Below are 13,939 nucleotides of genomic sequence, written 5' to 3'. Positions count from 1 at the left end.
GGCCCGGATTGAGCACGCTTTGAGCCAGTCCTGTAAGGTGAACATATGAGTTTGTGGTGATGGCGCATTGTTGCGCCTGATCTTTCATTTGAAAAGTGCCTCTTGTCCGCGCGAAGCAGTGCGGAAAGAGTGTGCATGCAAGACCCGGAGTAATTTTCGATGGCTGGTAGCGTCAATAAAGTCATTCTGGTCGGCAATCTTGGTGCCGATCCGGAAATTCGTCGTCTGAATTCCGGCGACGTGGTTGCCAATCTGCGCATTGCAACGTCGGAAAGCTGGCGCGATCGCCAGAGCGGCGAACGCAAAGACCGCACCGAATGGCACAGCGTTGTCATCTTCAATGAGAACCTCGCCAAGGTTGCGGAACAGTATCTGAAGAAGGGCGCCAAGGTTTACATCGAAGGCGCGCTCCAGACCCGCAAGTGGCAGGATCAGAACGGCAATGACCGTTATTCGACGGAAGTCGTGCTGCAGAAGTTCCGTGGTGAACTGCAGATGCTCGATAGCCGTGGTGAAGGCGGCGGTGAAGGCCGTTCGTTCGGCGGCGGTGGCGGCAACCGCAACCAGATGTCTGACTATTCTGGTGGCGGCGGTGATTTCGGCTCGTCCGGCCCATCCAATCAGGGTGGCAGCAGCGGTGGCTTCTCGCGCGATCTGGACGACGAAATTCCATTCTGAGAACGGATATAATCCAGTTTATAAGTTAAATTTGATAAGGCGCTGTTTTACAGCGCCTTTTTATTGGATCATACTTCCGATTCTCTAGGAAAATGATGTCTGATCGCGAGCTCGTCAGCGTGATTTGCCCTCAAATTTAACCTGCTCACCGTCTTCTTTGGTGAATGATGCGACCGGATTTTCCAGAAGCGGCAGAACCAGCTCAGAGGGACGGCAAAGGCTGGTGCCGCGCGGCGTTTCGACGATGGGCCGGTTGATCAGAATTGGATGGGCCATCATGAAGTCGATCAGCTCGTCGTCAGTCCATTTCGGATCGGACAGCCCGAGTTCAGCATAGGGCGTGCCTTTTTCGCGCAGCAGTTCGCGTGGTGTCATGTTCATTGCCGCCAGCAGACCGACCAGACGTTCCCGCGTGGGTGGATTCTGCACATATTCGATAATGACGGGCTCTTCGCCACTCGCACGGATCATTGCCAGCGTGTTGCGCGAGGTGCCGCATTTTGGATTATGAAGAATGGTCACGGCCATCGGAGGTTTCCTGTCTGATTTGGAGGCGCTCAACGGCACCGCGTTCATAACAGCTTCGAGAGCAGTTCAGCGCTAGCATGCTTCAGTTCATGTCATTCATCTGCGGGTCACCGGGATACGTGTCGATAGAAAACTCCATATTATCCGCTGAAAACCGTGTCAGCGAATACTGGATCGGCACTCCATCGGTATTCACATTGATCGCCTTGGCCGTCAGTACAATGGCGCCGGGCGAAAGCTTCAAATGTTTCAGATCATCCGAATCCGCATGGCGGGCGGATATGATTGTCGATTTACGGAAGTAATCGGCAATACCTGCTTTTCGGAAAGCCTCGGTGATGGAACCGCTTTCCGCATAATCCTCGGCAATTTCGGGAAATTGTTCGGCACTGATCCAGAGCGTTGCGCGCGACACGGGGCGTCCGTCAGCGCTGTGCAAGGTTTCGAGCCGCAGGACAGGTGAACCAGGCTCTATCTCTAGCGCCTCGGCTATATCCGGAGAGGCAGGCGCTGTGCCGGAAGCGAGCAGCGCGCCCTTCATGTCGCGCACCTGCGAAGCGAGCGATTGCGAAATGCGGGTGCGACGTCCGATCTGGTAGGTGAGGCGCTTTGCATTGGCAACGAAGGTGCCGCGCCCTTGCTCGGCACGCAGCACGCCTTCCTGCGTCAGCGCGGCAATGGCGCTGCGCACCGTATGGCGATTGACTCCAAACCTGTCGGCAAGTTCCATCTCGGCGGGCATACGCGCACCGGACTGAAGCCTGCCAGCCCTGATCTCACCGCGTATCTCGTCGGCAATCTGCCTCCAGATCGCCACGCCGCTGTTTCTCTCAATTCGTCTGGTCTTTGTCATCAACTGTCATCGTCCTGTCATTGGCAGGGTGTAATCATTCTGGTATTGTATAGTTGTCTATATAACTAGACAATTTGAGAGATCAAGTCAACGGGAGTGCATCCCGAAAAACATGAAACGGTTTTCGGACAAGATGCGCCTCAAAACAAACTCCAGAGCGACGATCTGATGCAATCAGGTCAAAGCGCGCTCTGGAACTAACAGGGCAGGGAAGCTCATGTACGGTACGGAGCAAAGTGCGAAGGGAGGCGGAGCCGGTTCCGCCACTGAAAGCGGAACGGTGCCGGATGCAGTGCCAGATTCAGTTCAAGCCGCACGACAGGCAAGCATGGCAGTTCTTGCACGTGCAAGCGGCGAAGAGCTGCAAGCTTTCTGGCAGGCATGGTCCAACAAGCCGGAATTTGAAGTTCTGCGCGGACCGGAAACCGGTCTCGTAATGCTGCGTGGCCGCATTGGCGGCGGCGGCGCACCCTTCAATGTCGGCGAGGCAACGGTGACGCGCGCTACGGTGCGGCTCTCCGACGGTTCGGTCGGCCACTCTTATGCGCTCGGTCGCGATCAGGAAAAGGCGCGGCTTGCCGCTGTCTTTGATGCATTGTGGCTCGATGAAGGCCATCGCGATGCCGTGGAGGCACAAGTGCTGAATGTCTTGCGCAAGCGGCTGGACGATGCCGACGTCAAGCTGCGCGGCGAAGCCGCCGCTACCAAGGTCGATTTCTTCACAATGGTCCGGGGAGACAATTGATGCTTCCTTTTTCTCTCGAAAACAGCACTTCCTCCGCGTTTGAGGGTGGCTTTGCCGATCCGGTGACGAATGCGCAGTCGGCTTTTCATGCCGTCATGCACGCCATGGCTAATCCCGGTCGCATCTATCCTCTGGCTCGCGCAGCCACCCCACCGCAGCCGCTGACGCCTGAACTGGGCGTGATTGCAGCAACCCTGCTCGATCACGATGCGACTGTCTGGTGCGATGCAGCGATAGCAGTTGATGAAAGCGCAACCGCCTGGCTCACTTTCCACACGGGCGCGCCGCGTGTCGAAAGTGCGGATGCCGCACAATTCGCTCTGGCCAGCAATGTTTCGCTGCTGCCGTCTCTGGCAGGGTTTTCGCAGGGTGATGCCGAATTTCCCGACCGTTCGACAACCGTCGTTCTCGCTGTTGCGTCGCTGACAAGCGGACAGGACTTTGAGCTGAAAGGCCCCGGTATCGATGGCGAACGTGCACTTCAGGTTGAAGGCCTGCCGCAGGATTTCATCCAGCAATGGCGTGAGAACGGCGCACAATACCCGCTCGGCATTGATCTTGTTCTGGTCAGCGACGGCGCTGTTGCAGCGCTTCCCCGCACAACTCGCGTTTCCGCTCTGGAGGGCTGAAAATGTATGTTGCCGTAAAGGGTGGCGAAACGGCCATCCATAATGCACACCGTCTTCTCGATGATCGTCGTCGCGGCGATCGTTCGGTTCCGGCTCTGCGTCTCGACCAGATTGCCGAACAGCTGGCGCTGGCGGTTGATCGCGTCATGGCCGAAGGTTCGCTCTATGATCGCGAACTGGCGGCACTTGCTGTTCGTCAGTCGCGCGGCGATCTGATCGAGGCAATCTTTCTGGTGCGCGCCTACCGCACAACCTTGCCGCGTTTTGGCTATTCGCGGCCGATGGAAACCGCTGAAATGCTGATCGAACGCCGCATTTCTGCGACCTACAAGGATCTGCCGGGCGGTCAGTTGCTCGGACCGACCTTTGATTACACGCATCGTCTGCTCGACCCAGATCTGGCCGGTGATGTTGCCGTTCCGGAACCCGAAATGCGGGAAGCCGTGAAGGAAGAGACGCCGCGTGTAACCGATATTCTTGGTGCGGTTGGCATGATTGAGGATGATGGTTCCCTGCCGGAAGGTCACGAACCGGGCGACCTGACCCGCGAACCTTGGACATTCCCGATGGAGCGCGATCTGCGCCTTCAGGCATTGGCACGCGGTGATGAAGGTTTCCTGCTGGCACTCGGCTATTCCACCCAGCGCGGCTATGGCAATAACCATCCTTTCGTCGGCGAAATCCGCATTGGCGAAGTGGATGTCGAGTTCGATGTGCCCGAACTTGGTTTTGCCGTCTCGCTCGGTCGCGTGCAGCTGACCGAATGCCAGATGGTCAATCAGTTCAAGGGATCGGCCAAGCAGCCGCCGCAATTCACGCGCGGTTACGGTCTGGTGTTCGGCCAGAGCGAACGCAAGGCCATGTCCATGTCGCTCTGCGACCGTGCACTGCGCGTGCGGGAATTCGATGCGGATGTGACGGCACCTGCCGAGGACGAGGAATTCGTCATCTCGCATTCCGACAATGTGCAGGCGACGGGTTTCGTCGAGCATCTGAAACTGCCGCACTACGTGGATTTCCAGGCAGAACTCGATCTCATCCGCCGCATGCGTGCGGAATATGACCAAGCGCACAATGAGACTGAAGGCGTAACGAAGGAGGCCGCAGAATGAGCGATCTGGCCAATTATAACTTCGCCTATCTGGACGAACAGACCAAGCGGATGATCCGCCGCGCCATCCTGAAGGCCATCGCAATACCGGGCTATCAGGTGCCTTTTGCCAGCCGTGAAATGCCGATGCCTTATGGATGGGGCACCGGCGGCGTGCAGGTGACGGCTGCCATTCTGGGGCCGGATGATGTGCTGAAGGTCATCGATCAGGGTGCCGACGACACGACCAATGCCGTTTCTATCCGCGCCTTCTTCCAGAAGACTGCCGATGTCGCCGTCACCACCCATACGGGCGAGGCGACCATCATCCAGACCCGCCACCGTATCCCGGAATATCCGCTGACCGAGGGGCAGGTGATTGTCTATCAGGTGCCGATCCCCGAGCCACTACGTTTTTTGGAGCCACGCGAAACCGAAACCCGCAAGATGCACGCGCTCGCCGAATATGGCCTCATGCATGTGAAGCTTTACGAGGACATTGCGCGTCACGGTCATATCGCCAAGACCTACGATTATCCGGTGATGATCGAAGGGCGCTATGTGATGGCGCCTTCGCCGACGCCGAAATTCGACAATCCGAAAATGCATATGTCTCCGGCATTGCAGCTGTTCGGTGCCGGTCGCGAAAAGCGCATCTATGCCGTCCCACCTTATACGCAGGTGGTCAGCCTCGATTTCGAGGATCATCCGTTCGAAGTGCAGAAGTTCAAGGAACCCTGTGCGCTATGCGGCGCGAAGGGCGTCTATCTGGATGAAGTCGTGCTCGATGATCGCGGCGGCTCGATGTTCGTCTGCTCCGACACTGATTTTTGCGAAGACCGTCAGGCCAACGGCCATTTCGGTCATCTGGCTGCAAACAAGGAGGCTGCGGAATGAACAGCAAACCCCTGCTGAGAGTAAACAGCCTGTCGAAGTTTTACGGCAATCGCCGTGGCTGTGCAGACATTTCTTTCAATCTGTGGCCAGGCGAAGTGCTGGCCATTGTGGGTGAATCCGGCTCCGGCAAAACGACGCTCCTGAACAGTCTGGCAACCCGTCTGGAGCCGACTTCGGGTACCGTCGAATACCGGATGCGTGACGGTGAATTCCGCGATCTATACAAGATTGGCGAAGCGGAACGCCGTTTCCTGATGCGGACCGACTGGGGTTTTGTGCACCAGAACCCTGCAGACGGATTACGCATGACGGTTTCGGCTGGTGCCAACGTGGGCGAACGCCTGATGGCAGTCGGAGAACGCCATTACGGTAATATCCGCTCGACGGCCACCGAATGGCTGGGACGTGTCGAAATCGCTTCCGACCGTATCGACGATCAGCCGCGTGCCTTCTCTGGCGGCATGCGCCAGCGCTTGCAGATTGCCCGCAATCTGGTGACCGCTCCGCGCCTTGTTTTCATGGATGAACCGACCGGCGGTCTCGACGTGTCCGTGCAGGCACGTCTTCTCGATCTTTTGCGCGGCCTCGTCAGCGATCTTGGTCTGTCGGTGATTATCGTTACTCACGATCTTGCCGTAGCCCGGCTTCTGTCCCATCGCATCATGGTCATGAAAGACGGCCATATTGTCGAACAGGGCCTGACCGACCGCGTCCTGGATGACCCGCAGGCGCCATATACGCAACTGCTCGTATCGTCTATTCTGCAGGTTTAGTAAATTAAAACAGATGTTTGCAGCGTGTTGTTCGTAAATTGGCGAAACTTCATGCGTGAGGTGAGAAATGACACAAGTTAGAACATCCTCTCCGCTGGCGGTGTCGGGTCTGGCGAAGACGTTCACGATGCACTTGCAGGGTGGCATTCAGTTGCCAGTCGTAAGTAACGTGGACTTCAATCTGGAAGCAGGCGAATGCGCAGTGCTTGGCGGACCTTCCGGTGCCGGTAAAAGCTCCATTCTCAAGATGGTCTATGGCAATTACGCTGTGAATGCAGGCTCGATCCTCATTCGTCACGAAGACCGTATGGTGGATCTGGCAACAGCCGATCCGCGCGAAGTGCTGGCCGTTCGGCGCGATACGATTGGCTATGTCAGCCAGTTTCTGCGCACATTGCCGCGCGTCGCGGCAATCGATGTGGTTGCCGAGCCTCTAGTTGGGCGTGGCGTCGATCGCGAACTGGCGCTGACCCGCGCTCGCGAGCTTCTGTCACAGCTCAATCTGCCAGAAAGGCTTTGGGCCTTGCCGCCTGCGACTTTCTCGGGTGGCGAACAGCAGCGCGTGAACATCGCGCGCGGTTTCATCACGGATCATCCGATACTGCTGCTCGATGAGCCGACCGCCTCGCTTGATGCGAAGAACCGTGCGGTCGTGGTTGATCTCATCAAGACCAAGAAGGAGGAGGGCGTCGCCATGCTAGGTATCTTCCACGATGAAGATGTGCGTACGGAGGTTGCGGACCGGATTATCGACGTGACAGCTTTCTCTCCGAGGGCCGCCGCATGACCAAGCTATCGGTAGAACCGCTGGTGCATGAAACCGCCATCGTCAGCGGTTGCACACTCGGTCGCTACACAGAGATAGGCGAGCGCAGCCGCGTTTCGGAAACTGTGCTCGATGATTATTCCTATCTCGGCATCGATTGCGAAATCTGGTGTGCGGAGATTGGCAAGTTTTCCAATATCGCCAGCCATGTGCGCATCAACGCCACCAATCATCCGACATGGCGTCCGACGCTGCATCATTTCACCTACCGCGCCGGTGATTACTGGCCGGAGGAAAAGGATGAGACGGAGTTTTTCGAGTGGCGTCGTGGCAATGCGGTGAAGATCGGTCATGACACTTGGCTCGGCCATGGCTCCACCATTTTGCCGGGTGTGACGGTTGGCAATGGTGCCGTTGTCGGTGCCGGGGCGGTGGTGAGCAAGGACGTTGCGCCCTATACGATTGTTGGTGGTGTTCCGGCGCGTCTCATTCGCGAACGTTTCGATGCCGCAACGGGCAATCGTCTGGATCGACTGGCCTGGTGGAACTGGAGCCATGAGCGTCTGCGCGAAGCGCTCGATGATTTCCGCGCGCTCGATATCGAAGCTTTCCTATCGAAATATGAAACTACCGCTAACACGAATGCGGTGATGAAAGAGCTATCCCATGGCTAATGAAATCGTTCTGAAAAATGCGCAGATTGTGCTCGCTGACGAGATTGTTTCCGGTTCTATCCTGATCCGTGACGGCAAAATTGCAGCCATCGATCAGGGCTATGCCAATGGCGGCGAAGACATGGATGGCGATTATGTCATTCCGGGCCTCATCGAGTTGCACACCGACCAGTTGGAAAGCCATTACGCGCCGCGTCCGAAAGTGCGCTGGAATGTCGACGCTGCGGTTCAGGCCCATGATGCGCAGGTTGCAGCATCGGGCATCACGACGGTTTTCGATGCGATGCGTGTCGGCTCCGATTATGACCGCGACTTCGTTGGTAAGGATATGCGGATGCTTGCGGATGCCATTGAAAGCGGTGTTCGCGAAAATCGCCTGCGTGCAGACCACTTTTTGCATCTGCGCTGCGAAGTATCTTCGGCAGATTGTCTCGAAACGTTCGAGCTTTTTGCGGGCGATGACCGCGTAAAACTCGCTTCGCTGATGGATCATGCGCCGGGACAGCGTCAATTCGTTGATCTTGAGACCTATCGCACTTATTACATGCGCAAGATGAAGCTCACGGATGAGGAGTTCCGGGTGCATTGTGAGAAGCGCATGGCGGATTCGGACGCCTATTCGGCCAATCATCGCCGCGCCATTGCCGAAATGGCTGCGACACGTGGCATCGTTCTGGCTAGCCATGACGATGCGACCAGTGCGCATGTCGATGAATCGCTCGACCATGGCGTGCGGATTGCCGAGTTTCCAACCACGATGGAAGCGGCCAATGCTTCGAAAGGCGCAGGCCTCTCGATCCTGATGGGCGCGCCGAACATCGTTCGCGGTGGCTCGCATTCCGGCAATATTGCCGCACGCGATCTCGTCGATAATGGCAGCCTCGATATCCTGTCTTCGGACTATATTCCGTTCAGCCTCATTCAGTCGGCTTTCGGTCTTGCTTCGGGCGAACGTCCGATTGCGCTGCCACAGGCTGTCCGCCTCGTGACCAAGAATCCTGCGGACGCCATGGCTATGGATGATCGCGGCGAAATCGCCATCGGCAAGCGCGCCGATCTCGTTCGCGTGCGCCCGAAAGGTGCAATCCCGGTTGTCCGCACGGTCTGGCGCGAAGGTGATCGGGTGCTTTGATGCAGATGCAATCCGATATGCCGAAAGGCTGTTTCGTCGCCGTCGTCGGCCCCAGCGGGGCCGGCAAGGATACGATCATGGATGCAGCGCGTGTGGCTCTTGCGGGCGACACGCGTTTTCATTTTGTGCGCCGCATCATCACCCGCCCGCAAATGCCAGGCACGGAAGATCATGACAGTCTGGATGAAGCATCTTTTGCAACAGCTGCAGGCGAGGGAGCCTTCGCTCTGCACTGGCAGGCGCATGGCCTGAGCTATGGATTGCCAAAATCACTGGAGGATGAAATCGCCGACGGTACGGTGGTGATCGCCAACGTTTCACGGCGAGTGCTTGGCGATATTCGCAGGCTCTACAAATCACGTTCTGTGGTCGTGATAACAGCCCGACCGGACGTTCTGGCAGAACGGCTTGCGTCGCGTGGTCGTGAAAGCCGGGAAGAAATCACCGCGCGGCTTGCGCGTGAAGTGAGCTTCGATGACGATGCCCGAGATGTTGTCACAATAGACAATTCAGGTGATGTCAATGCATCCACAGAGACCTTCCTTCATCATTTGAAGGAAATAACTGTTAAAACAATTGCTTAGGTGAAATCTCTATAGCGGCGTGTAAATTTACACAAACGTCATTATGCTTTCATTGCAGTGTCATGGAAGCAATTCAAAGTGAGCATGAATGGAGACGAATTCATGCTTCAACTGAACAACATAACGCGCCGCTATAATGACAAGGTGGCGGTTTCGGGCGTGGACCTCGAAATCGAGCCGGGCACGTTTGTGGGAATTATCGGGCGCTCAGGCGCAGGCAAGTCGACGCTTCTGCGTATGATCAATCGCCTTGTCGAGCCGTCCGAGGGAACAATTCACTGGGATGGTCGTGATGTTACGGGCCTTAAAGGCTCGGGATTGCGTGACTGGCGCGCGCAATGTGCGATGATTTTCCAGCATTTCAATCTGGTTGATCGTCTGGATGTTCTGACCAATGTTCTGATGGGGCGTCTCAACTATGTTTCGACGCCCAAGTCGCTCCTGCGTATCTGGAGCGACGAAGAACGCCTGATCGCGCTTTCCGCTCTGCAGCAGTTCGATATTGCGCATCTTGCGGCGCACCGCGCCGATGAACTTTCGGGTGGCCAGCAACAGCGCGTGGCGATTGCCCGCGCGCTCGTGCAGCAGCCACGCATTATTCTTGCCGACGAGCCTATTGCATCGCTCGATCCGCGCAACACCCGCAGCGTCATGGACGCCCTGCGCCGCATCAATCGCGAATATGGCATCACGGTCCTCTGCAATCTGCACTCGCTCGATATTGCGCGCAGCTATTGCGACCGCCTCGTCGGCATGTCTGCCGGCAAGATCGTATTCCGTGGCACACCGTCGATGCTGACAGATATGGCATCACGCGACCTTTACGGCATGGAAGCCGCTGACGTCATCGACGCCGACGAACAGCAGGGCGAACCAATGCCAATGCCAGTTCCGCAGTCGGCTGAAGCCGTTCTGCGCCAGCTTTCCGCCTGAGCGCATAAAGCTCCGGAAAAAAACACGCTCCAAACTCAGGATTAACAGGAGATACCTATGCTTAACCGTAGAAACTTTCTGGCGGCGGCTGTGCTTACCGCAACGCTGACCATGCCAATGATGGCCTCCACCGCTCAAGCTGCTGACTGGAGCAAGGATTATCCGGAAATCGTTCTGGGCGTTATCCCGGCTGAAAACGCCTCGACCACTTCCGACCGTTATGCGCCTCTGGCTGCATATCTCGGCAAGGAACTTGGCACCAAGGTCACGCTGCGCGTCGCCAACGACTACGCCGCCGTCATCGAAGGCCAGCGCGCCGGCAACATCCAGATCGCATTCTATGGCCCGGCTTCCTATGCGCGCGCTGTCATGACCGGCGTTGAAACCACACCACTTGTCAACCAGCGCCATGACACCGGTGTCAACGGCTACTACTCTGTCGTTTATGTTCGCGCCGACAGCCCGTACCAGAAAATGGATGACCTGAAGGGCAAGACCATTGCTCTCGTTGATCCGAACTCCACGTCGGGCAACAATGCTCCGCGCTTCTTCCTCAACCGCGAAGGCTATAGCGTCGATACGTTCTTCGGTAAGAACTTCTTTGCTGGCAGCCATGAAAATGCAGTTCTTGCTCTTGCGCAGGGCACCGCTGATGCCGCTGCCAACTCCTGGAACTCGGAAAACGATTCCAACCTGACCCGCATGGTCAGCCGCGGCGTGCTGAAGGATGCTGACGGCAAGGCAATGACGAAGGACGATTTCCGCGTCATCTTCAAGTCGGACTTCCTTCCAGAAGGTCCGTTCGCTGTTCTCAACACTCTTCCAGACCAGCTGAAGGCCGACATCAAGCAGGCTTTCCTCGACATGCCGAAGAAGGACAAGGCAGGTTTTGATGCCCTTTCCGACGGCAAGGATCAGGAATTCGTAGCGACCGAAGCTAAGGATTTCGAACCAATCATCGAGATGCTCAAGTTCAACGACAAGGCTCGCAAGTCCTAATCCGTAGAACAATTGAAGTGCCCGAAGCCGCAAAAGCTTCGGGCATTTTTTTAGAGCATGATCCCGAAAAGTGGGAACCGGTTTTCGGACAAGATCATGCTTGATTAAAGGAATCTCGCATGACGGTATCCTCACTCGACGGCAACGGTGCAAAAACTCTTCTTGCCGATTATCGAAGAGAAGTCGGCAAACGGCGTCTCTACGGTATCGCGCTGCTCCTCGCGCTTGTCGTTGTCGCCATTGCTGCCTCCGTCGTTGCCGATGTTCGGCCGGGCACACTGGTCGAAAATCTCTTTCGCTTTACAAGCTACCTCGGTCGCATTCTGCCGGATCTGACCATCGCCAATTTCTGGGGCGACCTCGCTGCCTGGTACTGGAACCTCGGCGGCTGGCTCAAGATGCTGTTTGAGACGCTGTTGATCGCCTATCTGGCGACGTTGATCGGTGCTGTGGTCGCTTTTGCGGCTTCCTTCGCAGCATCATCCAACATGGCTCCGAATTCGACGGTTCGCTTCATCGTTCGTCGCGGGCTGGAGCTGTTGCGTACGGTTCCTGAAATCGTCTTCGCGCTGCTGTTCGTTATCGCCTTCGGTCTTGGGCCGATGGCCGGTGTGCTGGCACTGATGCTTCATACAACAGGGGCACTGGGCAAGCTGTTCTCCGAAGTCGTCGAGAATATCGATATGCGCCCGGTCGAAGGTATTCGCGCATCGGGCGGCTCCGGCCTGCAGGTCATCCGCTTTGCCGTGCTGCCACAAGTGGCCGCAAATTTTGCTTCCTATGGCCTGCTGCGTTTTGAAGTCAACGTGCGCGGTGCTTCCGTCATGGGTTTTGTGGGGGCAGGCGGTATCGGGCAGGAACTGCTCACCTCGATTCGCCAGTTCTATTACAGCGATGTCAGCGCCATTCTGCTGCTGATCATCGTGACGATCGTCGTGATCGATCTTGTCACCCAGCGCGTGCGTCACGCACTGCTTGGCCGTATTGGTTGAGGAGAGAATTATGACCGACATTGCACAAAGTCTCTCCCGCGAAGCACATGCGCACGAAAAGGAATTGAGGACCGAATATGCCGATCTGTTCGGCAATGGGCGCACATGGCGTAATCTGGCGATTTTAACCGTAGCGCTTATCGCTTCAGTCTGGTTCGCTTTCTATTGGCTCGATTTTTCACTGCTGCGCATTCTAAACGGCCTCGGTCGCCTCGGTGATTTCGCCTTGATGATGATGCCGCCATCGTCCGGCGGTCGTTTCAGTCTTTATCTGTGGTCTATGATGGAAACGCTGGCGATTGCCTATCTCGGCACATTGTTGGCAGCGATCCTCGCTTTTCCATTCGGTTTTCTGGCGGCGAAGAACATCATTCCGAATGTCTTCCTGCATTTTGGCATTCGCCGCTTCCTCGATACCATTCGCGGCGTCGATACGCTGATATGGGCACTGATCTGGGTGTCGGTTGTGGGGCTTGGACCTTTCGCCGGTATTCTCGCCATCGCCTGCTCGGATTTCGGCGCATTCGGCAAGCTGTTCTCGGAAGCCATTGAAGGTGCTGACAAGAAGCCGGTCGAAGGCGTGGTCTCGTCGGGCGGCGGCAAGCTGCACGGCTATCGCTTCGGCGTGCTGCCACAGGTTCTGCCTCTGATCGGCAGTCAGGTGCTTTATTTCTTCGAGTCAAACACCCGTTCGGCGACGATCATTGGTATTGTCGGGGCAGGCGGTATCGGCGCGCATCTGGCGGAACAGATCAAGGTTCTGAACCTTCAGGACGTTTCCTTCCTGATCATCATGATCCTGATCGCTGTTGCCGTGATCGACTGGTTCTCGTCCAAGCTTCGTCACGCCATGATTGGCAAGAAGGCACAGAAATCGGCTTAACCACTGATGAGTGTCTTGATGCCATCGGCAACGAACTGAACCGCAAGTGCGGCTAGAATGACGCCGAGAAGGCGTGTCAGGATGGAACGGCCGGTTTCGCCGAGAAACCGGTCGACCCGCTCTGCCAGCAACAGCACGAGATAGGTAATCAGCAGGCAGACGAAAATTACGCCAAGAAGGGCCAAACGCGGCCCGACGCCATGGAATGAGTCCGAGGTCAGAACGATAGCCGAAATTGCGCCCGGACCGGCAATCAGTGGAATGGCAAGTGGGAAGGCGGCAATATTGCGGATATGGTCCTTGGTGATGGCCACCTCGGCGCTCTTTTCCTTGCGCTCTGTCCGCTTCTCGAAAATCATCTCAAATGCGATCCAGAACAGTAACAGGCCACCGGCAACGCGGAACGCACCGATGGTAATGCCGAACATGCCGAGTATCTGCGCGCCCGCAATGGCAAAGAGCGCCATCACGATAAAACCGATGATGGAGGCGCGAAGCGCCACCTGTCCGCGGTGGTGCCGCTCCATGCCCGGCGTGAGCGCCAGAAACAATGGCGCCAGTCCGGGCGGATCGATTGTAACAAGCAGGGTGACGAACGCGCTGAAAACCGTATCGTAGAACCCCATACTGCACGCGCCCTTCTTGTTGGCATGTTATGCTCAATCGGATACATGAATTGTAGACGATCAGTGGCACATGGTCGACGCAAAGCGCCAGTACGGGCAACATCGTTGCTCAATCTTTATGTGAATATCTTTTAAGTCATTGAATTGACAGACGGAA

General features: G+C 56.6%; 17 protein-coding genes. 14 read left to right on the top strand and 3 right to left on the bottom strand.

Annotation, left to right across the window (positions count from 1 at the left end; genetic code table 11):
* Nucleotides 1-159: 159 nt before the first annotated feature.
* Nucleotides 160-678 (top strand): single-stranded DNA-binding protein, encoded by a 519-nt coding sequence (ssb, locus tag AAE521_RS03460; RefSeq protein ID WP_029924876.1) that lies wholly within the window; start codon nucleotides 160-162, stop codon nucleotides 676-678.
* A gap of 114 nt (nucleotides 679-792) precedes the next feature.
* Here the strand turns inward: ssb and arsC are convergent, their stop codons facing one another.
* Together arsC and phnF are read right to left on the bottom strand one after the other, a co-directional pair.
* Nucleotides 793-1,206 carry an arsenate reductase (glutaredoxin) gene (gene arsC, locus AAE521_RS03455; RefSeq protein ID WP_342060470.1) on the bottom strand — a complete coding sequence of 138 codons (414 nt, stop codon included), beginning with the start codon at nucleotides 1,204-1,206 and terminating at the stop codon, nucleotides 793-795.
* An 82-nt stretch (nucleotides 1,207-1,288) separates the two neighbouring features.
* Nucleotides 1,289-2,062 carry a phosphonate metabolism transcriptional regulator PhnF gene (gene phnF, locus AAE521_RS03450; RefSeq protein WP_342060469.1) on the bottom strand — a complete coding sequence of 258 codons (774 nt, stop codon included), beginning with the start codon at nucleotides 2,060-2,062 and terminating at the stop codon, nucleotides 1,289-1,291.
* 214 nt (nucleotides 2,063-2,276) lie between these two features.
* On the opposite strand from phnF, the gene phnG reads away from it, so the two are divergent.
* The 13 genes from phnG to phnE (AAE521_RS03385) all read left to right on the top strand — a co-directional run bounded on the left by phnG (nucleotide 2,277) and on the right by phnE (AAE521_RS03385) (nucleotide 13,156).
* Nucleotides 2,277-2,804, top strand: a complete 528-nt coding sequence (phnG, locus tag AAE521_RS03445) for a phosphonate C-P lyase system protein PhnG (protein ID WP_080641751.1) — start codon at nucleotides 2,277-2,279, stop codon at nucleotides 2,802-2,804.
* Complete coding sequence (gene phnH / locus AAE521_RS03440) at nucleotides 2,804-3,433, top strand: phosphonate C-P lyase system protein PhnH (protein WP_342060468.1); 630 nt, start codon at nucleotides 2,804-2,806, stop codon at nucleotides 3,431-3,433. The genes phnG and phnH overlap by 1 nt, the downstream gene beginning before the upstream one ends.
* Before the next feature lie 2 nt (nucleotides 3,434-3,435).
* The gene (locus AAE521_RS03435) at nucleotides 3,436-4,545 is read left to right on the top strand and encodes a carbon-phosphorus lyase complex subunit (protein ID WP_010660131.1); all 1,110 of its coding nucleotides are present in this window, start codon (nucleotides 3,436-3,438) and stop codon (nucleotides 4,543-4,545) included.
* Nucleotides 4,542-5,420 carry an alpha-D-ribose 1-methylphosphonate 5-phosphate C-P-lyase PhnJ gene (locus AAE521_RS03430; protein WP_342060467.1) on the top strand — a complete coding sequence of 293 codons (879 nt, stop codon included), beginning with the start codon at nucleotides 4,542-4,544 and terminating at the stop codon, nucleotides 5,418-5,420. The genes AAE521_RS03435 and AAE521_RS03430 overlap by 4 nt, the downstream gene beginning before the upstream one ends.
* Nucleotides 5,417-6,193 carry a phosphonate C-P lyase system protein PhnK gene (gene phnK / locus AAE521_RS03425; protein WP_071632826.1) on the top strand — a complete coding sequence of 259 codons (777 nt, stop codon included), beginning with the start codon at nucleotides 5,417-5,419 and terminating at the stop codon, nucleotides 6,191-6,193. Before AAE521_RS03430 ends, phnK begins: the two co-directional genes overlap by 4 nt.
* A 67-nt stretch (nucleotides 6,194-6,260) precedes the next feature.
* Complete coding sequence (gene phnL, locus AAE521_RS03420) at nucleotides 6,261-6,980, top strand: phosphonate C-P lyase system protein PhnL (protein ID WP_342060466.1); 720 nt, start codon at nucleotides 6,261-6,263, stop codon at nucleotides 6,978-6,980.
* Complete coding sequence (locus tag AAE521_RS03415; protein ID WP_342060465.1) at nucleotides 6,977-7,633, top strand: DapH/DapD/GlmU-related protein; 657 nt, start codon at nucleotides 6,977-6,979, stop codon at nucleotides 7,631-7,633. The genes phnL and AAE521_RS03415 overlap by 4 nt, the downstream gene beginning before the upstream one ends.
* The gene (locus tag AAE521_RS03410) at nucleotides 7,626-8,765 is read left to right on the top strand and encodes an alpha-D-ribose 1-methylphosphonate 5-triphosphate diphosphatase (RefSeq protein WP_043061723.1); all 1,140 of its coding nucleotides are present in this window, start codon (nucleotides 7,626-7,628) and stop codon (nucleotides 8,763-8,765) included. Before AAE521_RS03415 ends, AAE521_RS03410 begins: the two co-directional genes overlap by 8 nt.
* A gap of 5 nt (nucleotides 8,766-8,770) precedes the next feature.
* Nucleotides 8,771-9,349 (top strand): phosphonate metabolism protein/1,5-bisphosphokinase (PRPP-forming) PhnN, encoded by a 579-nt coding sequence (phnN, locus tag AAE521_RS03405; RefSeq protein WP_342060590.1) that lies wholly within the window; start codon nucleotides 8,771-8,773, stop codon nucleotides 9,347-9,349.
* A 102-nt stretch (nucleotides 9,350-9,451) separates the two neighbouring features.
* Entirely contained in the window at nucleotides 9,452-10,282 is an 831-nt protein-coding gene (phnC, locus tag AAE521_RS03400; RefSeq protein ID WP_071632852.1) for a phosphonate ABC transporter ATP-binding protein, read from the top strand.
* Between the two features lie 57 nt (nucleotides 10,283-10,339).
* On the top strand, nucleotides 10,340-11,281 hold the full coding sequence (gene phnD, locus AAE521_RS03395) for a phosphonate ABC transporter substrate-binding protein (protein WP_342060464.1): 942 nt from the start codon (nucleotides 10,340-10,342) through the stop codon (nucleotides 11,279-11,281).
* Between the two features lie 119 nt (nucleotides 11,282-11,400).
* A complete protein-coding gene (phnE, locus tag AAE521_RS03390; protein ID WP_010660122.1) occupies nucleotides 11,401-12,273 on the top strand; it encodes a phosphonate ABC transporter, permease protein PhnE in 873 nt (290 codons plus the stop codon).
* A 10-nt stretch (nucleotides 12,274-12,283) separates the two neighbouring features.
* Nucleotides 12,284-13,156 (top strand): phosphonate ABC transporter, permease protein PhnE, encoded by an 873-nt coding sequence (gene phnE, locus AAE521_RS03385; protein ID WP_010660121.1) that lies wholly within the window; start codon nucleotides 12,284-12,286, stop codon nucleotides 13,154-13,156.
* Here phnE (AAE521_RS03385) and AAE521_RS03380 read toward each other — a convergent pair.
* Nucleotides 13,153-13,782 carry a MarC family protein gene (locus AAE521_RS03380; RefSeq protein ID WP_071632830.1) on the bottom strand — a complete coding sequence of 210 codons (630 nt, stop codon included), beginning with the start codon at nucleotides 13,780-13,782 and terminating at the stop codon, nucleotides 13,153-13,155. The genes phnE (AAE521_RS03385) and AAE521_RS03380 overlap by 4 nt on opposite strands.
* Between the last annotated feature and the right edge of the window lie 157 nt (nucleotides 13,783-13,939).

The organism is Brucella cytisi (genome assembly GCF_038433355.1).
Lineage (GTDB): Bacteria > Pseudomonadota > Alphaproteobacteria > Rhizobiales > Rhizobiaceae > Brucella > Brucella cytisi.
This window is presented reverse-complemented; position numbering and strand designations above follow the sequence as displayed.

Coding starts and splice junctions, on each gene's coding strand:
- phnL (WP_342060466.1), top strand. CDS start 6,261: ATGACACAAGTTAGAACATCCTCTCCGCTGGCGGTGTCGGGTCTGGCG.
- phnE (WP_010660121.1), top strand. CDS start 12,284: ATGACCGACATTGCACAAAGTCTCTCCCGCGAAGCACATGCGCACGAA.
- AAE521_RS03430 (WP_342060467.1), top strand. CDS start 4,542: ATGAGCGATCTGGCCAATTATAACTTCGCCTATCTGGACGAACAGACC.
- ssb (WP_029924876.1), top strand. CDS start 160: ATGGCTGGTAGCGTCAATAAAGTCATTCTGGTCGGCAATCTTGGTGCC.
- phnK (WP_071632826.1), top strand. CDS start 5,417: ATGAACAGCAAACCCCTGCTGAGAGTAAACAGCCTGTCGAAGTTTTAC.
- phnC (WP_071632852.1), top strand. CDS start 9,452: ATGCTTCAACTGAACAACATAACGCGCCGCTATAATGACAAGGTGGCG.
- phnN (WP_342060590.1), top strand. CDS start 8,771: ATGCAATCCGATATGCCGAAAGGCTGTTTCGTCGCCGTCGTCGGCCCC.
- AAE521_RS03380 (WP_071632830.1), bottom strand. CDS start 13,782: ATGGGGTTCTACGATACGGTTTTCAGCGCGTTCGTCACCCTGCTTGTT.
- phnD (WP_342060464.1), top strand. CDS start 10,340: ATGCTTAACCGTAGAAACTTTCTGGCGGCGGCTGTGCTTACCGCAACG.
- phnE (WP_010660122.1), top strand. CDS start 11,401: ATGACGGTATCCTCACTCGACGGCAACGGTGCAAAAACTCTTCTTGCC.
- AAE521_RS03435 (WP_010660131.1), top strand. CDS start 3,436: ATGTATGTTGCCGTAAAGGGTGGCGAAACGGCCATCCATAATGCACAC.
- phnG (WP_080641751.1), top strand. CDS start 2,277: ATGTACGGTACGGAGCAAAGTGCGAAGGGAGGCGGAGCCGGTTCCGCC.
- AAE521_RS03410 (WP_043061723.1), top strand. CDS start 7,626: ATGGCTAATGAAATCGTTCTGAAAAATGCGCAGATTGTGCTCGCTGAC.
- phnH (WP_342060468.1), top strand. CDS start 2,804: ATGCTTCCTTTTTCTCTCGAAAACAGCACTTCCTCCGCGTTTGAGGGT.
- AAE521_RS03415 (WP_342060465.1), top strand. CDS start 6,977: ATGACCAAGCTATCGGTAGAACCGCTGGTGCATGAAACCGCCATCGTC.
- arsC (WP_342060470.1), bottom strand. CDS start 1,206: ATGGCCGTGACCATTCTTCATAATCCAAAATGCGGCACCTCGCGCAAC.